A 19,529-nucleotide genomic window follows, 5' to 3' on the forward strand; every position below is an offset into this window, starting at 1 on the left:
GGCGTTCGAGGGGCGGATCAGTTCTTCGGTGCCGCAGGCGCGGCGGGCGCGGGCGGCGTCTTACCTTCGGCCGGCGTGGGCTGCACCGGCGCGGTAATCTTGCCCGCCTCCACCGTGACCTTGGAGCCCGGGACCGCGCGCTGGATACCATTGACGATCACGCGGTCACCCACCTTCAGGCCGCCCGAAACGGCCCGCAGCCCGTTGGGCTGGAGCTGACCGAGCTGGATCTGCGCCTGGGAAACCTCGTTGTTTGCATTCACAACCAGCACATAGGAGCCCAGCTGATTCTCGCTGATGATCGAATCAGGCACGAGAATGGTGGGCAGCGCCTGGCCAAGCGGCAGCCGCACGCGGGCGAACAGGCCCGGCAGCAGCGAGAGATTCGAATTGTCGAAGATGCCGCGCACGGTCAGCGTGCCGAGGTTCGGATCCACCTGGGGCGCGATGTAGTCGAGCTTGCCCGCATGCGGGAAGCCGGTCTCCGTCTGCAGGCCGACCTCGACCGGAACCAGACCGGGATTCTCCCGCAGGGTCATCAGCTTGTGCCCCGCCTTCTGCATCCCCTCCTTGATGTTGAGCACCTGCTGCTCGCTCAAGGAGAACCAGACATAAATGGGGTTCACCTCGACGATGGTGGCCAGCTTGGTGGGGCCGGAATAGCCCACCAGCGCGCCCACATCCTGAAGATGGGCCGTCACCACGCCATCGAACGGCGCGCGAACCTCGGTGTAGCCGAGATTGATCTGCGCCAGCTCCAACGAGGCCTGGGCGTTCTGCACGTCGGCCACCGCGGCGTCCCGCTTGGCGCGGGCCTGATCGAGCACGGCCTGGGAGGCGAAGTCCTGCTTGGCCAGCTGATTCTGGCGGTTGAACTCGGCCTCGGCCTGCACCTGCGATGCCTGCTTGGCGGCGAGCGTCGCCTTGGCCTGGTCCACATCGGCCTTGTAGACGTCCTGTTCGATCACGAACAGGAGATCGCCCTTCTTCACCAGCTGGCCGTCGGCATAGTTGATGGAGGTCAGGAAGCCCTGCACGCGGGCGTTCAGGTCCACCGAATTGATGGAGGCGGTATTACCGGTCAACTCCAGATAGGTGGTCACCGGCTGCTCGATGACGTCGGCCACCGTGACGGTCGGGGGCGGCGGGGGAACATAGGTGTTCTTTTCCTCGCACGCCGCGAGAAGGAAGGCCGCGCAGCACATCAATCCTGTGCGCCGCACCAAAGCGGCCGCCCGGAAACCTCCCACCATGCCAAATCCCCCGTTCGCAAGTGGGCGGGATACTAAGCATCCGCCGGTGGCGTGTCCATGCGAGGAATTGGTTGCTTCCGTCACCTTATCATCATGCTACTCGCATTTTTGGCAGTTGTTGCCGCACGGCAGCACAGGCCCCTCACCCAAGGGAGGGCGCGCTGGAAGGAACCGGAAGGCCTCCGCTCGCATTGACATTGCCCCGACCCGTTCATAAGTGTCCGCATGGCATGCACCCCGCCGAAAGGCGGAGGGGTCGCGGCTGCGCGCTTCGTCGCAGCACCCGCTCAACGCCCCATCCGACTTGCTGACGCCCCATTGCGGGGGTCCAAAGGCGCACCATTTCCCGGAGGGTCCGGCGGCCCGTCTCCGCCCTCCTTGAGACCCGACGGATCGGAACAGAGAACAACCCATGCTAGGTGGACTTGCCCGCAAGCTCTTCGGCTCCGCAAATGATCGCCGGGTGAAGGGGTATCGGCCCCGCGTCCAGGCCATCAACGCCATGGAGAAGGAAGTCGAAGCCCTCTCCGACGACGCCCTGCGCGCCCGCACCGAGGAGTTTCGCCAGCAGCTCGCCGCCGGCAAGTCCCTCGACGACCTCCTGGTTCCTGCCTTCGCCACCGTGCGCGAGGCGGCCAAGCGCGTTCTGGGCATGCGCCCGTTCGACGTGCAGCTGATCGGCGGCATGGTGCTGCACCAGGGCGGCATCGCCGAGATGAAGACCGGCGAGGGCAAGACCCTCATGGCCACGCTGCCGGTCTACCTCAACGCGCTCGCCGGCAAGGGCGTGCATGTGGTGACGGTGAACGACTACCTCGCCAAGCGTGACGCCGAATGGATGGCGCGGCTCTATGGCTTCCTGGGCCTCACCACGGGCATCATCGTCCACGGCCTGGACGATGCCGAGCGCCACGCCGCCTATCACAGCGACATCACCTACGCGACCAACAACGAGCTGGGCTTCGACTACCTGCGCGACAATATGAAGTATGAGCGCGCGCAGATGGTGCAGCGCCCGCACTTCTTCGCCATCGTGGACGAGGTGGACTCCATCCTCATCGACGAGGCGCGCACGCCGCTCATCATCTCCGGCCCGCTCGACGACCGCTCGGACTTCTACAACACCATCGACACCTACATGCCGCGCCTGGACAAGGACGACTACGAGGTGGACGAGAAGCAGCGCACCGTCACCATGACCGAGGCCGGCATGGAGAAGATGGAGCAGATGCTGAAGGAAGCCGGGCTGCTCAAGTCCGAGAGCCTCTACGACATCGACAACGTCTCCGTGGTCCACCACGTGAACCAGGCCCTGCGCGCGCACATGCTGTTCCAGCGCGACAAGGACTATATCGTGCGCAATGGCGAGGTCGTCATCATCGACGAGTTCACCGGCCGCATGATGCCGGGCCGGCGCTATTCGGAAGGCCTGCACCAGGCGCTGGAGGCCAAGGAGCACGTTCAGGTCCAGCCGGAAAACCAGACGCTCGCCTCCATCACCTTCCAGAACTATTTCCGGCTCTACGAGAAGCTCGCCGGCATGACCGGCACCGCCAACACCGAGGCGGCCGAGTTCGCCGACATCTACAAGCTCGACGTGGTGGAGATTCCCACCAACCTGCCCATCGCCCGCCAGGACGATGATGATGAGGTCTACCGCACCGCCGGCGAGAAATACGCGGCCATCATCGACCTCATCAAGGATTGCGGCGAGCGTGGCCAGCCGGTGCTGGTGGGCACCACCTCCATCGAGAAGTCCGAACTCATCGCCGACTTGCTCAAGAAGGCCGGCCTGAAGCAGAAGGACTATTCGGAGCCCACCGCGCTCACCAAGATCGATACCTCCGGCAAGACCTTCTCGGTGCTGAACGCCCGCTATCACGAGCAGGAGGCTTATATCGTCTCCCAGGCGGGCGTGCCGGGCGCCATCACCATCGCCACCAACATGGCGGGGCGCGGCACCGACATCAAGCTGGGCGGCTCGGCGGAGATGCGCATCGAGAATGAGCTGCGCGAGATGCCGGAAGGCCCCGAGCGGACCGCCGCCGAGCAGAAGATCAAGGCCGAGGTGGAGGAGCTGAAGAAGAAGGCCCTCGCCGCCGGCGGCCTGTTCGTGCTCGGCACCGAACGCCACGAGAGCCGGCGCATCGACAACCAGCTGCGTGGCCGCTCCGGCCGCCAGGGCGACCCCGGCCACTCCAAGTTCTTCCTTTCGCTGGAAGACGACCTGATGCGCATCTTCGGGTCGGACCGGCTGGACGGCATGCTGCAGAAGCTGGGCCTCAAGGAAGGCGAGGCCATCATCCACCCCTGGATCAACAAGGCCCTGGAAAAGGCCCAGCAGAAGGTGGAAGCCCGCAACTACGACATGCGCAAGAACGTCCTCAAGTATGACGACGTTCTCAACGACCAGCGCAAGGTGGTGTTCGAGCAGCGCCTGGAACTGATGAACGACGAGGACGTGGCCGGCACGGTGGAGGACATGCGCCATGCCCTCATCGCCGACACGGTGGCCAAGTTCATCCCCGAGAATGCCTATCCCGAGCAGTGGGACACGGCCGGGCTGCACCAGGCCCTGGTGGAGTCCCTGAACCTCGACCTGCCCGTGGAGGACTGGGCCAAGGAAGAGGGCATTGCCGGCCCCGAGGTGAGCGAGCGCATCACCCGCGCCGCCGACGAATGGATGGCCGCCAAGTCCGCCAAGTATGGCCCCGAGCTCATGCGCTATGTGGAGAAGTCCATCCTTCTCCAGACCCTCGACCATCTGTGGCGCGAGCACATCGCCATGCTCGACCACCTGCGCCAGGTGGTGGGCCTGCGTGGCTATGCCCAGCGCGATCCGCTGAACGAGTACAAGTCCGAGGCCTTCAACCTGTTCTCCGCCATGCTGAACCGGCTGCGCGAAGTGGTCACCGCCCAGCTCATGCGGGTGGAGATCGTCACCCAGCCCCCGGCGGAAGAGCTGCCGATGATGGAGGCCCACCACGAGGACCCGCTGACCGGCGAGGACGAGCTGGCGGAAGCCGCCGCCGCCATCGGCAGCCGGCCGGATCCGCAGCTGACCGGCGACATCGCGGTGGCCGAGCGCGACCCGAAGGACCCTTCCACCTGGGGCAAGGTGGGCCGCAACGAGGTCTGCCCCTGCGGATCGGGCAAGAAATACAAGCACTGCCACGGCCGCTTCGCCTGACAGCGCAACCCCTGAACACGCCTATGAACACGCCCCCTGCCGGCTACCGCCCGCAGGGGGCGTTTTCGTTTGGGGCGGCCCGGCCCGCCCAATACGCCGCTGACCCCAACGCGTGCCCGCCCGGTTCGGGTTGAGCCGCGCCCGCCGCAGACCTGAACGCCCTCGCTCGAGGGTGCCGGTCCGCCCGGCCGCGACGACGGCACGGCGGTTCGCCCATCGCGAGATCGCGCAGCCACGCCGCCCCTGAACGCGAAAAGGCCGCCAGCCCTGCCCGCGAGCATTCCCGCGAGCCGGCTGGCGGCCTCTTCCGTAGAGCCTTCGGGTGCCCCCGCATGCGAGACAGCCCGAAGGCGAAAAGCGTCCTGACCTTACTTGGTCACGGCGATGGCGACGGACTGATTGAAGGTCACCTGCACCAGGTCACCAACCTTCAGGCCCTTCACCTTCTCCTTGTGCTCCGGCTTCTTGGCCTGCACCTCATAGAGGCGGCCTTCCGGGCCCTTCAGGGTGAGAGTGGCATCATCCGGGTCCATGCGCACGATCTCGGCGGTCAGGCGGATGGTGTCCACCACGGCGCCCGACGGCTTGGTGCTCTTCGGGTCGCTGAGGACCGCCTGCGACACCTGGATGCCCGGCGCAGCACCGGCCTCGGGCTTGGTGATGTCGATGATGGCCGCGTCGGTTTCCGTGATGGTCACGGTGTCGCCGACCTTGATCTCGTCGAACTTCTTGATGGCCGGGCCGGCCTTGACGGTGAAGAGATTGCCCTCGGGACCCTTCAGCACGACCTGGCGCGTGTCGGCATCCACGGCGATCACCGAGACCTTGACCTGGCTCACATCAACTTCGCCCTCAGCCGCGATCGGCTGAGCGAAAGCCGACACCGCGCCGAGGACAGCAGCGCCGGCAACCATGGAAAGACGGGCCGCCATTTTCTTGAATGCCATAGTCTAAGTCTCCTTGTTCCCAATCCCGGCCGGCCGCGGGCGCCCCGACAAGAAATGCCGGGCTTCACCTCATCGCAGAAGCGAAGCCCCCGACCAGCCGACGTGACCTTAGCCGTAGCTTTGCGAACGAGGCGTTACACGTCAAAATTTCACACGACAAAAATGGGCCCTATCGCGCGCCCGCTTGTCGCAGCCCGCGCGTATGCTCCCCGCGCCGAGCTGACCGAGGCCATGAAACGAGGCGGCGAAGGAAAGCGGGGGGCCATAACACCACTACGCCCGGCATTTCGCCGGGCGCACGAAATCGGTGAAGCCAGCGCCCCAGAAGGCGTTGCTCAGCGTGCGAAGCTTGACGTTTCCACCACGTCGGAGGCACCGGAGAGCGTGTCCGATGGCCCCACATTGGCCGGCCGCCCCGCCACCACCAAGGAGGGCTTCGGCAGCTGCGTGGCAGACGCCTGCGGCTTGGGCGCCGGAGCGGGCACGTTGCTGGCCCCCGTTGCCGGCTGCGCAGGGATCGGCGGCGGCAGGGGCGCGGCCGTCGCCGGAGCGGCATTGGGCACCGCCGTGTCGGAAGCCTCGCTCACGGAAGCCGCAAGGCTGCTGAGGGCAACACTTTCATCCACCCGAGGCGGGCGCGTGGTTTCAGGAATGGTGCCCGGCGCCTGGGGCGCGAAGGCGAACTTGCCGTCGCCTTCCTTGCGCTTGATCTCCGCCAGGAAAACCGGATGCATGCCGCCATCGGCCCCGGTCTTCACAGGGGCGAGGGGCGAGCTCTGCGAAAGGGCCGCAATCTGCGCGTCGTCAGCGCGGCTCTTCGAAGCCACCGCATTCGCCACCGACGGCGCCACCTGATAGGGCGGGCACGCGGCATCGGCATCGAAGCGCGTGCCGGGAGCGGGCTGGGCGTCGAACACGTAGCGGCGCCCGCACACGCTCACCCTGGGCTCTTCGCGGGTCACCAGGAAGTGGTCGTTGCCTTCCTTCAGGTTCCGCCAGAAAGCCATGTTCGGGTTGTTGCGATGACGCGCCATGTTCTTCGGCGTCATGCGGAAAGGATAGGCCTGCACCTGGAACGAGCGCTGACCGCCAGCGAAGCTCTCACGTGCCAGCGAGAAAATTTCCGAAATCTGCTCGTCGGTCATGGCATAGCAGCCCGCGGACGAGCAGTCGCCATGCACCATCAGGAACTCGCCGGTGCGGCCATACGACTTGTCGAAGGCGTTCGGGAAGCCCAGGTTGAACGAGAGATAATAGCTGGAATTCGGGTTCATTTGGCCGGGCGTGATGGCATAGAAGCCCTCCGGCGCCTGCCGGTCGCCCATCTTCACCTTGGGCCCGAGCTCGCCGGACCAGCGGCAGATGGGATAGGTCTTCAGCAGCGCATAGCTGCCCGACGCATTTTCCTTCCACACCTCCAGCTCCGCTTCTTCCTTGAAGATGCGAACGAGGATGGGGGACGCCGGCGTCATGTTCTTCTCGCCGATCAGCGAGACCATCTGCGGCGAAAGGGGCTTGTTCGCCTTGCGCGCGACCTCGTCGGTCTGGTTGCAGGCGGCAAGGGCGAGCGCCGCCGTGGCGGCCAACGCCGCCATGCGGACGCGGGACGAAATCTTCGTCAGCGGACGGCTCAACGCGGAACTCCTGATACCTGTCCGGGCACCGTAGCGGCCATCCTCAGCCCCTGCCTCTTAACGAAGCCTTAACAAGAGGAGCACCGTCTTGGCGCCCATCCGCAAGGCTTCCTGCAGTTTTTACAAGAGAAGCCAATTGCGGCTAAGATGAGATTGTTCCCGCACGCAGAACGGCCGGACGGCGCGGGAACGCCGCCCGACATATCCGCATCACCCTTGAACGCGGCAGGACGCCGGCTCAGAGCCCGCGTCCGATGGCGAGGAATTTTTCCCGCCGCGCCTTGCGCAGGGCCGGCCCCTCAAGGTCCGACAGGGAGGCGAGAGCCTCGGCGATGGCGTCGCCCGCCGCCGCGATGGCGGTATCCGGATCACGATGCGCGCCGCCCACCGGTTCCTTCACGATGCTGTCGATCACCCCGAACTTGAGCAGGTCCTGGGCGGTGATCTTCATGTTGGTGGCGGCATCCTGCGCCTTGGCGGTGTCGCGCCACAGGATGGAGGCCGCGCCTTCCGGCGAGATCACGGAGTAGATGGCGTGTTCCATCATCAGAACGCGGTTGGCGGTGGCGAGCGCGATGGCCCCGCCCGAGCCGCCCTCGCCGATGATGATGGACACGTTCGGCACGCTGAGACCCAGGCAGGCGTCGGTGGACCGGGCAATGGCCTCCGCCTGTCCGCGCTCCTCGGCGCCGATGCCGGGATAGGCACCGGCGGTGTCCACCAGGGAGATCACCGGAATGCCGAAGCTGTCGGCCAGCTCCATCAGGCGCACCGCCTTGCGGTAGCCCTCCGGACGCGCCATGCCGAAATTGTGACGGATGCGGGTCTCGGTGGTGGAGCCCTTCTCGTGGCCCAGCACGCAGACGCTCTCGCCGCGGAAGCGGGCGAATCCGCCGATGATGGCCTCATCCTCACCAAACTTGCGATCGCCGGCGAGGGGGGTGAACTCCTCGAACAGCCGCTCGGCGAACGCACCGAAATGCGGCCTCAGCGGATGGCGGGCGACAAGGGTCTTCTGCCAGGGGGAAAGATTGGCGTAGAGGGCGACGAGCGCGTCATGGGCCTTGGCCTCCAGGCGCTGCACCTCGTCGCCGATAGCGACGCCATTGGACGCCGAAAGCGCCCGAAGCTCTTCCACCTTGGCCTCGAGTTCGGCGACCGGCTTCTCGAAGTCCAGATAGCTGCGCATGCTTGTCCGTGGGGTTGGAAAGGACTGATCGGTGCCCCTCCGATGGGCCGGGAAGCTGCCCGTGCGGGGCCGCCAAGTCAAGGGCGGGACTTTACGGGGGGTTGCCACAGCTTTAACGCGGGCGTGACATCCCGCACCGCGCAACGGCCTTGTTCCCGCCCCCGCGGAGAGGCTATTGCTTCTCTCGCGAACTGCCGAGGAAGCTTCACCCACATGCGCGCGCTGCTCGACGTCATCCTGGTCGTCCTGAACCTTTATGTGTGGCTGCTGATCGCCGCCGCCGTCCTGTCCTGGCTCGTCGCCTTCAACGTGGTGAACCCCTACAACAAGTTCGTCCACAATGTCGGCGAGTTCCTGTTCCGCATCACCGAGCCGGTGCTGGCCCCCATCCGCTCCGTGATCCCCGCCCTCGGCGGCATCGACCTTTCGCCGATGGTGCTGATCCTGATCATCTTCTTCCTTCAGCGGGTGATCGGCCTCTACATCTATCCGAACGTGTTCTGATCCCTTGAGCGTCTTCCGCCCCACGGGCGAGGGCATCGAGCTTCATGTGCGCGCCACCCCCAAGGGGGGGCGCGATGCGCTCGATGGCGTCGCTCAGCTCTCCGATGGGCGCAGCGTTCTGAAGGTGCGAGTGCGCGCCGCGCCGGAGGATGGCGCGGCCACTGCCGCCGTGGCAAAGGTGATCGCCGACGCCCTTGGCGTCTCGGCCTCGCGCGTCACCCTGGCATCGGGCGCCACGGCGCGGCTGAAAACCTTCCGCGTGGAGGGCGACCCCCAAGCCCTCGCCGCTGCCCTCTTGCGCAGTGTACCGGAGGCCTTACCACCCGCAGCGGCCGTTCCGGCACCACCCACCGGCCCCGCGCCTGCCACCGGCGGAAACGCGCGTAAGCGCCGCCGCTAGAGTGCCTCCGCATTTCACGGAATTGCGGAGCGGCTCCCGATCATTGCCTTAACGCGCGGTCTTCCCGCGAGCGCGTATCCGCTTCGCGCGCTCGCGGGCAAAGTCCCATCATCCATCCCACACCGCTTGCCGCCGCAGCGCGAAAATAGATCGCACGCGACACGTACGGCCCGATCCGGTCGCGAGGCCGCAGGCGGGGCGCGGACCCGCCAGGGCGGCCCGCACCCCGCCTGGGAGAGCGACAGGCACGGCCGCGGGTTCAACGCAACGGTCGCGCTCCGCCCCCGCCGCCCAAAGCCGCCGCATGGGCTCGCGCCTTATTTGCCGCCGTCGTTATTGGACGTGCCGCAGGTGTAGCCGACGAAGCATTGCGGATTGTCAGGCATGGGCAGCCAGGCCGGTTTGGCGCTCTGGCCCTCGGCGCAATAGGAATCATCCAGCACATAGCGCTGGGCATTGCCGTTGCCCGTCGGCACAAGCAGGGCGCCCTGCTGCTTCACAGCCGCGGCCAGTCCGGCGCAGGTGCTGGGCGGCACGGGAATGGCCATCATGCCGGCGGGTGGGTTGTTGTTGCCGAGGATGGCCGTGCCGTCTCCCGGCACCGGCACACCGGACGCGCCCAGATCGGGCGGCGGCGTCAGCGCATCGGTCTGGGCGACCGCCGGCAGGGTCAGAAGCGCGCCGGCCAGCGCAAGAGCCATCGCCGCGCCACGGCCCGCGCGCATCTCACGGCGCAGCCGATCCATCGTCCATCCCATTGGAAACCCTCCCCCATGCCGTCGCGAGAACCGCGACGCCCCATTTCGCTCTAGAGCATTTTGATGACGCGCGGAATGAGCAAAGGGTCGGGCCGCGAACGCGCCGGGGGAATGCGGCAACGCACAATTTCCACCTCCCGAGGGTTTGACACCGGCGGCGGTTACCTTTATCAGCCCGGCCATCGGGGAGTAGCCACCGCCACTGAGCGGGGCCGCGTCAACACACTCGCACCTGCGCCGCGGACTGGCGTCGGGCGTGGCGCGACCAGCCGAAGTCCTCGGCCCGGCAAGACCGTCGTGATCCGCGCACCCTATCGGACGAGGTGCGCCGGCACGCGGTCACACGCCGTCCGATGGGCCTTGATTCATGTCTCCTTTCGCCATTGCCGCGCTGGCCTTCAGCATGTCCGTGGACGCCTTCGTCGTTTCCGTGGGGCGCGGCGCCGCCCTTGGGCGGCCGCGTTATTCCGAAGCCCTGCGCACCGGTGCGGTGTTCGGCATGGTGGAGGCGCTGACCCCCGTCATCGGCTGGGCCGCAGGCGTGGCGGCCAGCAGCCTGGTGGAGGCGGTCGATCACTGGATCGCCTTCGGCCTGCTGGGCCTGGTGGGGCTGCACATGATGTGGGCCGCCATGCGCCGGGAGGAAGAGGCCGAGCCGCCGAAGGCTTCACTGCCCGTGCTCATCGCCACGGCCATCGGCACCAGCCTCGATGCCATGGCTGTCGGCGTCTCCCTCGCCTTCTTCGACGTGAACATCCTGGTCATCGCGCTCGCCATCGGCCTCGCAACCTTCCTCATGTCCTCCGGCGGCATGCTGATGGGGCGGCTCATTTCCGAGCGCTGGGGCCGCATCGCCGAAGTGCTGGCGGGCGTGACGCTGATCGGCATCGGCGCCTCCATCCTGCTGCGCCACCTCTACAGCTGACCTCACCGCCCCGCACGAAATGAGCCCCCGCCCTGCCCGGGCGGGCATGATGGCGCGCGCCCGTTGGCCAGCGCCATCAAGAGCCCCTGTGCACCGCGCATTCACCCCAAAGCAGTCATCCTGTTATTTTTTGATTAGACTAATTCTAATCTCTGATTTCCTCGAACATTTTCACTGCGGCACTCGATTCCGGTGACATATGTCAAAGTCTATGTTCTGTTTTCGCGACAAACGTGGCAGGACTATAGAATGGGTCGTCACGCCGGCACGCACCGGCGTGCGGCAGATCGACGGAGTCAGAGCCGATGACGCATCTGAGACTGTTCGACGCGATGCGCGCGACTGCGCTCGCCCGCTCATCGCACGGCCCAGACAGCTCCTGGAATGGCTCTAAGTCGGCCCGCCTTCGCCCGAATACGCGGAAGGTTGGCGGCATTTTCTCGATGAATGAGAAACCCCGGCGTGGGGCACGGCGGCGCCCCGCCGCGCCATCCGAAAGGCCCGGCGCCCGCGCACCCCTTGGCCAGGCGCAGCGGCGCCATGGTGCCAGCATCGGCGCAAGGCCGGAAACTCCCAATCGGGCGGGTGACGAGGACAAGACGGTTCGATGATTCCAGACCTTTCCCCTTTCCTGCACCTGCGCCGGTTCGTTTCCATCGCCCACCACGTGCCCGGCCGCATCCGGCTGAAGCTTGATCTGGCCGCCCTCATGCACCTGCCAAAGGTGGATCCGGAGCCATTCGTCGCGCTGGTGGGCCGCATCCGGGGCGTGAAGACGACCCGGCTGAACGCGGCGGCCCTGACCGTCGTGGTGGAATACGACCCCCATCTCATCCCCGCCGCGCTCTGGCCGCGCCTGCTGGTGGCGGACGCCGAGGAGGTCGAGCGGGCGCTTGCGGCCCACGTGGTTTGAAACCGACGCCCGGCGCTCCGCGCAGGAAAGCCAGGTCCCGCCATTTCACTTTTCGCATTTTGATTCGAGGACGAAGCCGATGTCGAAGAAGTACCCGCAATGGGACAACCAGCAGTCCGGCACGACCCAGGGCGGCCCGCAGGCGTCCGGACAGTGGTCTTCTTATGGCGGCTGGAATGCCGGCGCCGGCCCGCAAGGCGGCTATGGCCAGCAGTCCGGCTACGGACCCCAGCAGGGCTATGGCGCGCAGAGCGGCTTTGGCGCCCAGCCGGGCTACGGACCGCAGGGTGGGTACGGGCCGCAGGCAGGTGGCCCGCAGGGCGCGGGCGGCCCGCCGCGCATTGATGCTCTGGATGTCCTGGAGGGGGTGCTGAAGGATGGCTTCAGCCTGTCCAACCTCACCCGCATCGCGCGGGCGAGCGGCTCCAATTTCTGGATCGGGACGGCCATTGGGGCCGGTGTCGTGGTGCTGTTGAACCGGCCCGACGTGCGCTCCGTCTTCTCCTCCGTCTTCAGCAAGGCCACCGCGTCGCCGGATTCCTCGGAGGTTCCCCCCAAGGCGTGACCGCGCGCCGAACCCCCATCCGCGAACAGAAATTCAGGAGTTTCCATCATGTCCGACGACCACGGCTCCAGCCAGGGCGTGCACTACCACTATCATTTCTATGGCTACGGCCCAGGCGAGGGCTTCGCCCCTCAGGGCGGGGATAATGGGATGGGCGGAACCACGTCCGAAGCCGGTGCCCAGGACGGCGGGCAGGACGGCGCCCAGCGTCGGGGCGGCCGTGGCATGGGCGGCGCCCAGGGGGGCCAAGGTGCGGGCGGTCCAGCGGCAGGTGCTCACGGTTCGCACGGCCACAATGCCGGGGCCGGCGCGGTCCCGCCCGGCTTTCCTCCGCCCGGATTCCCGTTTGCTCCCGGCGGCGCCACGGGCACGAATGGCGCCCAGGGCGCGCAAAGCACGCAGGCTGGCACCGGTTTCAACTGGCACCAGCACCCGGCAGCCGATTCGCTCATCAAGGGCCTGGTGGTTGGCGCCGGCGCGGCCTACCTGCTCACCAATGAGACCGCCCAGCGTACGATTCTGCGCACCGCGGTGCAGGTGTGGAGTTTCCTCCAGGGCAGTGTCGAGGAGCTGAAGGAGCGCCTGCACGACGCTGAGGCGGAGGTGGCCGCCGCCACCGCGCCCGCCGCGCCCGCGGAACCCACGGACGTGGTGCCCGCCGCCCCGCCCGCCAGCGAGAGCTGAGAGCGTCGTGAGCGTCCGCATCGTTCACGAAGTCCCGGGCCGCATGCGCTTGCGGCTCGGCGGCGACGATTCCCGGCTGGCGCGGGCGGCCACTGCCGTGCGCGATGTGCGCGGCGTCAAGGCCGTGCGCATGAATGCCGGCTGCCATGGCCTGATCGTCAGCTATGACGGCAGCGCCGATGCCCGGGCGCGGATCCTCGCCCGGGCCGCCAATCCCCCCGCCAACGCCCCGCCTCTGGTGCAGGGCGAAGCCTCCGATGCCGCGCCACTGGTGCTGTCGGCGGCGACCCTGGTGGCGGCCCGGCTGCTGCCGCGGCCGGCGGCCGCCGCACTCACCTACGCGAACATCGCGCCAACCATCGTTCGTGGCATCGCCGCCGCCATTCAGCATGGCCTGAAGGTAGAGGTGCTCGACGCCATCGCCATGGGCCTTCCCACCGCGCGGGGCGAGTTCACCACCGCCAATTTCACGCGCCTTTTGGTGGAGCTGGCGGAATATATCGAGTCCACCACCATCGAGCGCTCGGACGAACTCCTGCGCTCCCTGCTCCACCGCTCGCCCGACGATGTCTGGATCGAGACCGGGCAGGGCGAAATGCTCCAGGTGCCGTTCGACAGCCTGACCGGCGGTGAGCATGTGGTGGTCGGCCTCGGCGAAACCATTCCCGTGGACGGCACGGTGGTGGCGGGCGACGCCTATGTGGACCAGTCCGCCGTCACCGGCGAGAGCCTGCCCATCCCCCGCGCGCCGGGCGGCACGGCTCTGGCGGGTGGCATCGTCACCGACGGCCGGCTCGTCATCCGCGCCGAGCGGGTGGGCCAGGCCACCACCACCGGCCGCATCGCCCGCTATATCCAGGATGCGCTGGAGCGGCCGGCGGAGATCCAGTCGGTTTCGGATGCGCTGGCGGACCGGCGGGTGGGCATCACCCTCGGCTCGGCCGCGGGTGTGTTCGCGCTGACGCGGGACTGGAAGCGCATGGAATCGGTGTTCATGGTGGACTATTCGTGCACCGTGAAGCTCGGCACCCCCATCGCGCTCAAGACCGCCATGTTCCAGGCGGCCAAGCAGGGTTGCCTCGTGAAGAGCGGCCAGGCCATTGAGCTGCTGGCCGATGTGGACACCCTGGTGTTCGACAAGACCGGCACCCTCACCCACAACACGCTGCAGGTGACGGACGTCTGCCCCCTCCACCCCCATGTGGACGAGGAAGAGGCGCTGGCCCTGGTGGCCTCTCTGGGCGAGCACACCAACCACCCCATCGCCCGCGCCGTGGTGAAGCTCGCCCGCCAGCGCAAGCTGGCCCATGTGCCCCATGAAGAGGTGAACTTCATCGTCGGCCACGGCGTGGAAGCGGAGGTGGATGGCGACATGATCCGCTTCGGCAGCCGCCATTACCTGGAGGATGACGAGAACATCTCCTTCGCCCGCCAGCGCGCGCAGGTGGCGAGCTTCCAGGAAGAGGGCAAGTCTCTGCTCTATGCGGCCCGCAACCAGAAGCCGCTGGCCATGTTCGCCCTGCGTGACCGGGTGCGCGAGGAAACCCCCGCCACTCTGGCCCGCCTGCGCGAGCTGGGCATCAAGCGCATCGTGATGATCACCGGCGACGCCAAGGCCAAGGCACTGGCGCTGGGCGAGGCGCTGGGGCTCGACGACGTGTTCTACGAGCAGCAGCCCGAGGACAAGGCCCGCATCGTCGCGGAGCTGAAGGCCTCGGGGGCCAAGGTGGCCTTCGTGGGTGACGGGGTGAATGACGGCCCGGCGCTGATGACGGCGCATGTGGGCGTGGCCATGCCCCGCGCCGCCGATATCGCCCGCGCCACGGCCGATATCGTGCTCACCGACGACCGGCTCGATTCGCTCGCGGACATGGTGGAGATTTCGCAGGCCACCATGCGGCTCATCCGCTCCAACTTCAACGTGGCGGTGGGGGCGAACTCGGCCATCCTGGCGGGCGCGGTGCTAGGCTATCTCTCGCCTATCGCCACGGCAGCCCTGCATAACGGCACCACCATCGCCGTGCTCATCCGTTCCCTGCTCGCCGGGCGCGGCACGCACGCGGCGGCCTGAGGCCGCCAGCGGCAAGGCACAGGACGAACAAAGAAAACGGCCCCGGAGCACCCGCTCCGGGGCCGTTTCGTCAAAAGCGCCCAGTGCCGCTCAGGAAACCCTCTCCCGGCGCAGCGGCCAGGCGAAGAAGCCGAAGAAGCCGGGGTTCTTGTTCCAGGCGTCGAGGGCCACCGCGAGCGAGGCCACCCCCCAGAACACCAGATATTCCACACCGTGCCCGCCCCAGAACCAGCTGAGGCCGTGAACGCGCGCGGTGGCATAGCCCGCCACCAGCATCAGGCCGGCGGAGAGGATGCCGAGATACTTGGGAAACAGGCCAAGGGTGAGACCGATGGCACAGGTGAGCTCCATGATGACCGAGAGCACCACAAAGCCCTCAGGCGGATAGAAGCCCGCCCGCGTGAAAAAGCCCACCGTGCCGGCGAAGCCGACAATCTTTGAGATCGAATGCGGAAAATAAAACAAACCGCAGATGACCCGAATAACCACCATAGGCTCTGTGAAATCAAATCTTCCAGATGCGGCGGGCATGATGACACATTCCTATTCTTGCATCCGCGTGAGATCAGGATGACCACGACGTGGCTGCCAATGTCCTCCAATTCATTGTGGCAACATTGACATGACGCAAGCTTGGGCTTGCCACAACGCACTGCGTCTTTGCATTTTTGAAAAGCAGACTTCCTTTACCGGACGCAAGCGCCCCGGCCGCTCGCGCAAGTAGAAGCCAGATGAAATACAGTCAAATACTGAGCCGCCGCGCCACGCAGGCGGAGATTCAGGACACATCCGGCGACCGCCGCCCGGGCCTGCGGAATGGGCTGACCCGGGCGGGGGACCTGATCTCGCGTCTCAGGCGGTGGCGCCTTCCTGGATCAGCTTCCAGGTGATGGAATCGAGCAGGGCCTCGAAGGACGCATCGATGATGTTGGGCGACACGCCCACGGTGGTCCAGCGCTCGCCCTTTTCGTCGGCGCACTCCACCAGAACGCGGGTGACCGCCTCGGTGCCGCCATTCAGCACGCGCACGCGGTAGTCGGTGAGGCGAAGGCCCGAGATCAGCGGCTGGTACTTGCCCAGATCCTTGCGCAGGGCGACATCCAGGGCGTTCACCGGGCCGTTGCCCTCGGCGGCGGAGATAAACACCTCGCCCCCCACGTTCACCTTCACGATGGCCTCGGCCACGGTGGTGAGCTCGCCTTTGGCGTTGTAGCGGCGCTCCACATTCACGCTGAAGCGCTCGACCGTGAAGAAGTCCGGCACCGAGCCGAGCGCGCGCCGCGCCAGCAGGGCAAAGGACGCGTCCGCCGCCTCGTAGGAATAGCCCAGCGCCTCACGGGTCTTCACCTCGTCCAAGAGGCGCGACAGGCGCGGGTCGCCCTTGTCCACCGCCACGCCCAGCCGCTCCAGCTCGGCGATGACGTTGGACTTGCCCGCCTGATCCGACACCAGAAGCTTGCGGCGATTGCCCACCGCTTCCGGCGGCACATGCTCATAGGTGGCCGGGTCCTTCAGGATGGCGGAAGCGTGGATGCCCGCCTTGGTAGCGAAGGCGCTTTCGCCCACATAAGGCGCATGGCGGTTCGGCGCCCGGTTCAGCATCTCGTCCAACGCGCGGGAGACATGGACCATGTCCGCCAGCCCTTCCGGCGACACGCCGATGTCGAAGCGCTCGGAGTAATCGGTCTTGAGCATCAAGGTGGGGATGATCGAGCACAGGTTCGCATTGCCGCAGCGCTCGCCCAGGCCATTGAGCGTGCCCTGGATCTGCCGCGCCCCGCCGCGCACGGCGGCCAGCGAATTGGCCACCGCCTGCTCGGTGTCGTTATGGGCGTGGATGCCCAGATGATCGCCCGGAACCACCTTCGCCACCGCGGCGACAATGGCCTCCACTTCCTCGGGAAGGGTGCCGCCATTGGTATCGCACAGCACCACCCAGCGCGCGCCGGCCTCAAAGGCGGTGCGGGCGCAGGAAAGGGCGAATTCAGGGTCTTCCTTGTAGCCGTCGAAGAAGTGCTCGCAATCCACCAGCGCCTCGCGGCCAGCGGCCACGGCCGCCTGAACGCTGTCACGGATGGAGACAAGGTTCTCCTCTTTGGTGGTCTCCAGCGCCACCCGCACCTGATAGGCGGAGGACTTGGCCACGAAGCAGATGGCATCGGCCTTCGCATCCAAGAGCGCGGCGATGCCGGGATCGTTGGAGGCGGAGCGGCCCGGCCGCTTGGTCATGCCGAAGGCAGTCACGCGCGCGCTGGCCGGGTGGACCTCTGAGAACAGCTGGGTGTCGGTGGGATTGGCGCCGGGATAGCCGGCTTCCACATAGTCCACCCCCAGCCGGTCCAGCAGGCCCAGGACCTTCAGCTTGTCCGCCAGGGTGAAGTCGACGCCATTGGTCTGCGCGCCATCGCGCAAGGTGGTGTCGAAGAGATAGAGGCGCTCACGGGTCATTGCAGGCGGCCTCCTTCGCCCAGGGATTTGCGCAAGGTGGTGTTGCTCAGCCACTCCCCACCCAGAGACACCGTATTGCGGCGCTCCGGCTGGTAGCCGCGCTGCTGGAAGAAGCCCAGGGCGGTGTCGCTGGCATCCACCGTCAGCGCCTTGGAGCCGCGCCCGCGCGCCAGCGTCTCGGCGGCATCGCACAAGGCGGTGCCGACGCCGCTTTCCGCCGCCTGGGGCAGCACATAGAGCAGGTCGATATGGCTGTCGTCCTTCAGCGCCACGAAGCCCACCGGTGCGCCGGCGCGCAGGGCCACCAGCGTCAGCAGGCTGGACAGGCGGGCGCCGAACGCCTCCTCGTCATCGGCGGCGGCGGCCCAGGCTTCCTGCTGGTCCTCGTCATAATCGTCGCCGGTCAGCTCCTCGATGGAGGCGCGGAACAAGGCCGCCAGCGCTGGCGTGTCGGCCGGCAGGAAAGGGCGCAGGGACACACGCTCGCTCATCGCGCCACCTCCCAGCTGGTGGTGCCGTCCTTATTGTCCATGAGCACGATGCCCTTGGCGGCCAGCTCCTCGCGGATCTGGTCGGCGCGCTTGAAGTCCTTGGACTTGCGGGCGGCCAGACGCTCGGCGATGAGCGCGCCGATGGTGGCCTCGTCCAGGGCGACCGACTCCTTCGCCCGCGCGCGCCAGGCGCTCTCGGTTTCGGTGAGCAGGCCCATGAGGTTGGCCGCGCCCTTGAAGCGGCGGCGCAAGGCGGAGGAGGCCTCCTCATGCTCCGCCACATCGGCGAGATGGTGCAGGTGGGAGATGGCGGACGGGGTGTTGAGATCGTCCGACAGCCGCTCGGCAATCTCGTGCTCGAAGGGATTGTCCGCCCCGCTCTCGGCCTCCACGTCGCCGATGACGCGATACCATTTGTCCAGCGTCTTGGCGGCGAAGCCCAGGCCCTGGCGGGTCCAGTTGATGGGCTGGCGATAATGGGTGGACAGCATGGTGAGGCGTAGCACCTCTCCCGGCCACTCCTCCAGCAGCTCGCGGATGGTGACGAAGTTGCCGAGCGACTTCGACATCTTCTCGCCTTCCAGCATCAGGAAGCCGTTATGGAGCCACATCTGCGCCATCACGCCCGTATGGAAGGCGCACCGCGACTGGGCGATCTCGTTTTCATGATGGGGGAAGATGAGGTCGATGCCGCCGCCATGGATATCGAAGGTCTCGCCCAGATGGCGCCACGACATGGCCGAGCATTCGATATGCCAGCCCGGCCGGCCGGGGGTCTTGATGCCGCAGGGCGAATCCCAGCCCGGAACGCCGATATCGGAGGGCTTCCACAGCACGAAGTCCATGGGGTCACGCTTATAGGGCGCCACATCCACCCGGGCCCCGGCAATCATCTCGTCGAGGGGCCGGCGGGAGAGCTGGCCGTAATCGGGCATGGAGGGCACGTTGAACAGCACGTGCTCCTGCTCCACATAAGCGTGCCCGGCCGCCACCAGCCGTTCGATGAGGGTGCGCATCTCGGCGATGTGCTCGGTGGCGCGCGGCTCCACGGTGGGGGGCAGGCAGCCCAGCGCCGCCGTGTCCTCCCGGAACCAGCGATAGGTCTCCTCGGTCAGCTCGCGGATGGAGATGCCGCGATCGGCCGCGCGGGCGTTGATCTTGTCGTCCACGTCCGTGATGTTGCGCACATATTTCACATGCTCGGCGCCATAGAGGCGGCGCAGCAGGCGGAACAGCACGTCGAACACGATCACCGGGCGGGCATTGCCGATGTGGGCATGGTCGTAGACCGTGGGCCCGCACACATACATGCGCACGTTCAGGGGATCGAGCGGACGCAGCGCGTCCCTCGACCGGGTCAGGGTATTGTGAAGCCGCAGCTCCATGGATCGCTCCGCTTCCCGTAAAGGCGCGACAGGCGCGCTCGCCTCGAAACGCGCGCGAACGCGCGTGCCGGTCCGCCGGCCGGGGCGTCCAGGTCCTTAAAGGGCTTTAAGGGTGCAGCAAGGGACGGCCGCGGCCAGCTTCTCGGGCTAACCGCAAATAATCGGCAGACGA

16 protein-coding genes and 1 pseudogene are annotated in these 19,529 nt (G+C 66.8%); 8 read left to right on the forward strand and 9 right to left on the reverse strand.

From position 1 onward, the window contains the following. Positions 1-17: 17 nt before the first annotated feature. Positions 18-1,205, reverse strand: coding sequence for an efflux RND transporter periplasmic adaptor subunit (locus V5F26_RS17755; RefSeq protein WP_509210562.1), 1,188 nt, complete (start codon positions 1,203-1,205; stop codon positions 18-20). 460 nt (positions 1,206-1,665) lie between these two features. On the opposite strand from V5F26_RS17755, the gene secA reads away from it, so the two are divergent. Then, positions 1,666-4,443 carry a preprotein translocase subunit SecA gene (secA, locus tag V5F26_RS17760; RefSeq protein WP_394947204.1) on the forward strand — a complete coding sequence of 926 codons (2,778 nt, stop codon included), beginning with the start codon at positions 1,666-1,668 and terminating at the stop codon, positions 4,441-4,443. A 368-nt stretch (positions 4,444-4,811) separates the two neighbouring features. Here the strand turns inward: secA and V5F26_RS17765 are convergent, their stop codons facing one another. From V5F26_RS17765 to V5F26_RS17775, 3 genes are all read right to left on the reverse strand, one after another. Then, positions 4,812-5,390 carry a hypothetical protein gene (locus V5F26_RS17765; protein ID WP_394947203.1) on the reverse strand — a complete coding sequence of 193 codons (579 nt, stop codon included), beginning with the start codon at positions 5,388-5,390 and terminating at the stop codon, positions 4,812-4,814. Positions 5,391-5,725: 335 nt separating this feature from the next. Further along, positions 5,726-7,024, reverse strand: a complete 1,299-nt coding sequence (locus V5F26_RS17770; RefSeq protein ID WP_394947202.1) for a hypothetical protein — start codon at positions 7,022-7,024, stop codon at positions 5,726-5,728. A 238-nt stretch (positions 7,025-7,262) separates the two neighbouring features. Further along, positions 7,263-8,213, reverse strand: a complete 951-nt coding sequence (locus tag V5F26_RS17775; protein WP_394947201.1) for an acetyl-CoA carboxylase carboxyltransferase subunit alpha — start codon at positions 8,211-8,213, stop codon at positions 7,263-7,265. Between the two features lie 213 nt (positions 8,214-8,426). Here V5F26_RS17775 and V5F26_RS17780 point away from each other — a divergent pair, with 213 nt between their 5' ends. Together V5F26_RS17780 and V5F26_RS17785 are read left to right on the forward strand one after the other, a co-directional pair. Beyond that, complete coding sequence (locus V5F26_RS17780; RefSeq protein ID WP_394055536.1) at positions 8,427-8,717, forward strand: YggT family protein; 291 nt, start codon at positions 8,427-8,429, stop codon at positions 8,715-8,717. A gap of 4 nt (positions 8,718-8,721) precedes the next feature. Then, positions 8,722-9,012 (forward strand): annotated as a pseudogene (locus tag V5F26_RS17785) (DUF167 family protein); the annotation flags it as partial. Positions 9,013-9,434: 422 nt separating this feature from the next. On the opposite strand, the gene V5F26_RS17790 reads toward V5F26_RS17785, so the two are convergent. Beyond that, complete coding sequence (locus V5F26_RS17790; protein WP_234051870.1) at positions 9,435-9,875, reverse strand: hypothetical protein; 441 nt, start codon at positions 9,873-9,875, stop codon at positions 9,435-9,437. Between the two features lie 367 nt (positions 9,876-10,242). Here V5F26_RS17790 and V5F26_RS17795 point away from each other — a divergent pair, with 367 nt between their 5' ends. The 5 genes from V5F26_RS17795 to V5F26_RS17815 all read left to right on the forward strand — a co-directional run bounded on the left by V5F26_RS17795 (position 10,243) and on the right by V5F26_RS17815 (position 15,033). Further along, a complete protein-coding gene (locus tag V5F26_RS17795; RefSeq protein WP_394055541.1) occupies positions 10,243-10,800 on the forward strand; it encodes a manganese efflux pump MntP in 558 nt (185 codons plus the stop codon). A 607-nt stretch (positions 10,801-11,407) separates the two neighbouring features. Beyond that, on the forward strand, positions 11,408-11,713 hold the full coding sequence (locus V5F26_RS17800) for a hypothetical protein (RefSeq protein WP_394947200.1): 306 nt from the start codon (positions 11,408-11,410) through the stop codon (positions 11,711-11,713). Between the two features lie 79 nt (positions 11,714-11,792). Further along, positions 11,793-12,278, forward strand: coding sequence for a hypothetical protein (locus V5F26_RS17805; RefSeq protein ID WP_394055544.1), 486 nt, complete (start codon positions 11,793-11,795; stop codon positions 12,276-12,278). A gap of 48 nt (positions 12,279-12,326) precedes the next feature. Next, positions 12,327-12,962, forward strand: coding sequence for a hypothetical protein (locus tag V5F26_RS17810; protein WP_394947199.1), 636 nt, complete (start codon positions 12,327-12,329; stop codon positions 12,960-12,962). A 7-nt stretch (positions 12,963-12,969) separates the two neighbouring features. Beyond that, the gene (locus V5F26_RS17815) at positions 12,970-15,033 is read left to right on the forward strand and encodes a heavy metal translocating P-type ATPase (protein ID WP_394055547.1); all 2,064 of its coding nucleotides are present in this window, start codon (positions 12,970-12,972) and stop codon (positions 15,031-15,033) included. Between the two features lie 90 nt (positions 15,034-15,123). Here the strand turns inward: V5F26_RS17815 and V5F26_RS17820 are convergent, their stop codons facing one another. From V5F26_RS17820 to cysS, 4 genes are all read right to left on the reverse strand, one after another. Beyond that, a complete protein-coding gene (locus V5F26_RS17820; protein WP_394947198.1) occupies positions 15,124-15,525 on the reverse strand; it encodes a DoxX family protein in 402 nt (133 codons plus the stop codon). Between the two features lie 360 nt (positions 15,526-15,885). Continuing rightward, positions 15,886-17,481: a citramalate synthase gene (cimA, locus tag V5F26_RS17825; protein ID WP_394055551.1), complete on the reverse strand. Its 1,596-nt coding sequence runs from the start codon at positions 17,479-17,481 to the stop codon at positions 15,886-15,888. Next, a complete protein-coding gene (locus V5F26_RS17830; protein ID WP_234051863.1) occupies positions 17,478-17,972 on the reverse strand; it encodes a GNAT family N-acetyltransferase in 495 nt (164 codons plus the stop codon). Before V5F26_RS17830 ends, cimA begins: the two co-directional genes overlap by 4 nt. Further along, positions 17,969-19,357, reverse strand: a complete 1,389-nt coding sequence (gene cysS / locus V5F26_RS17835) for a cysteine--tRNA ligase (RefSeq protein WP_394055553.1) — start codon at positions 19,355-19,357, stop codon at positions 17,969-17,971. The genes V5F26_RS17830 and cysS overlap by 4 nt, the downstream gene beginning before the upstream one ends. Positions 19,358-19,529: the final 172 nt, after the last annotated feature.

Origin of the sequence: Xanthobacter variabilis (assembly GCF_043831965.2) — a bacterium.
Taxonomy (GTDB): Bacteria; Pseudomonadota; Alphaproteobacteria; order Rhizobiales; family Xanthobacteraceae; genus Xanthobacter.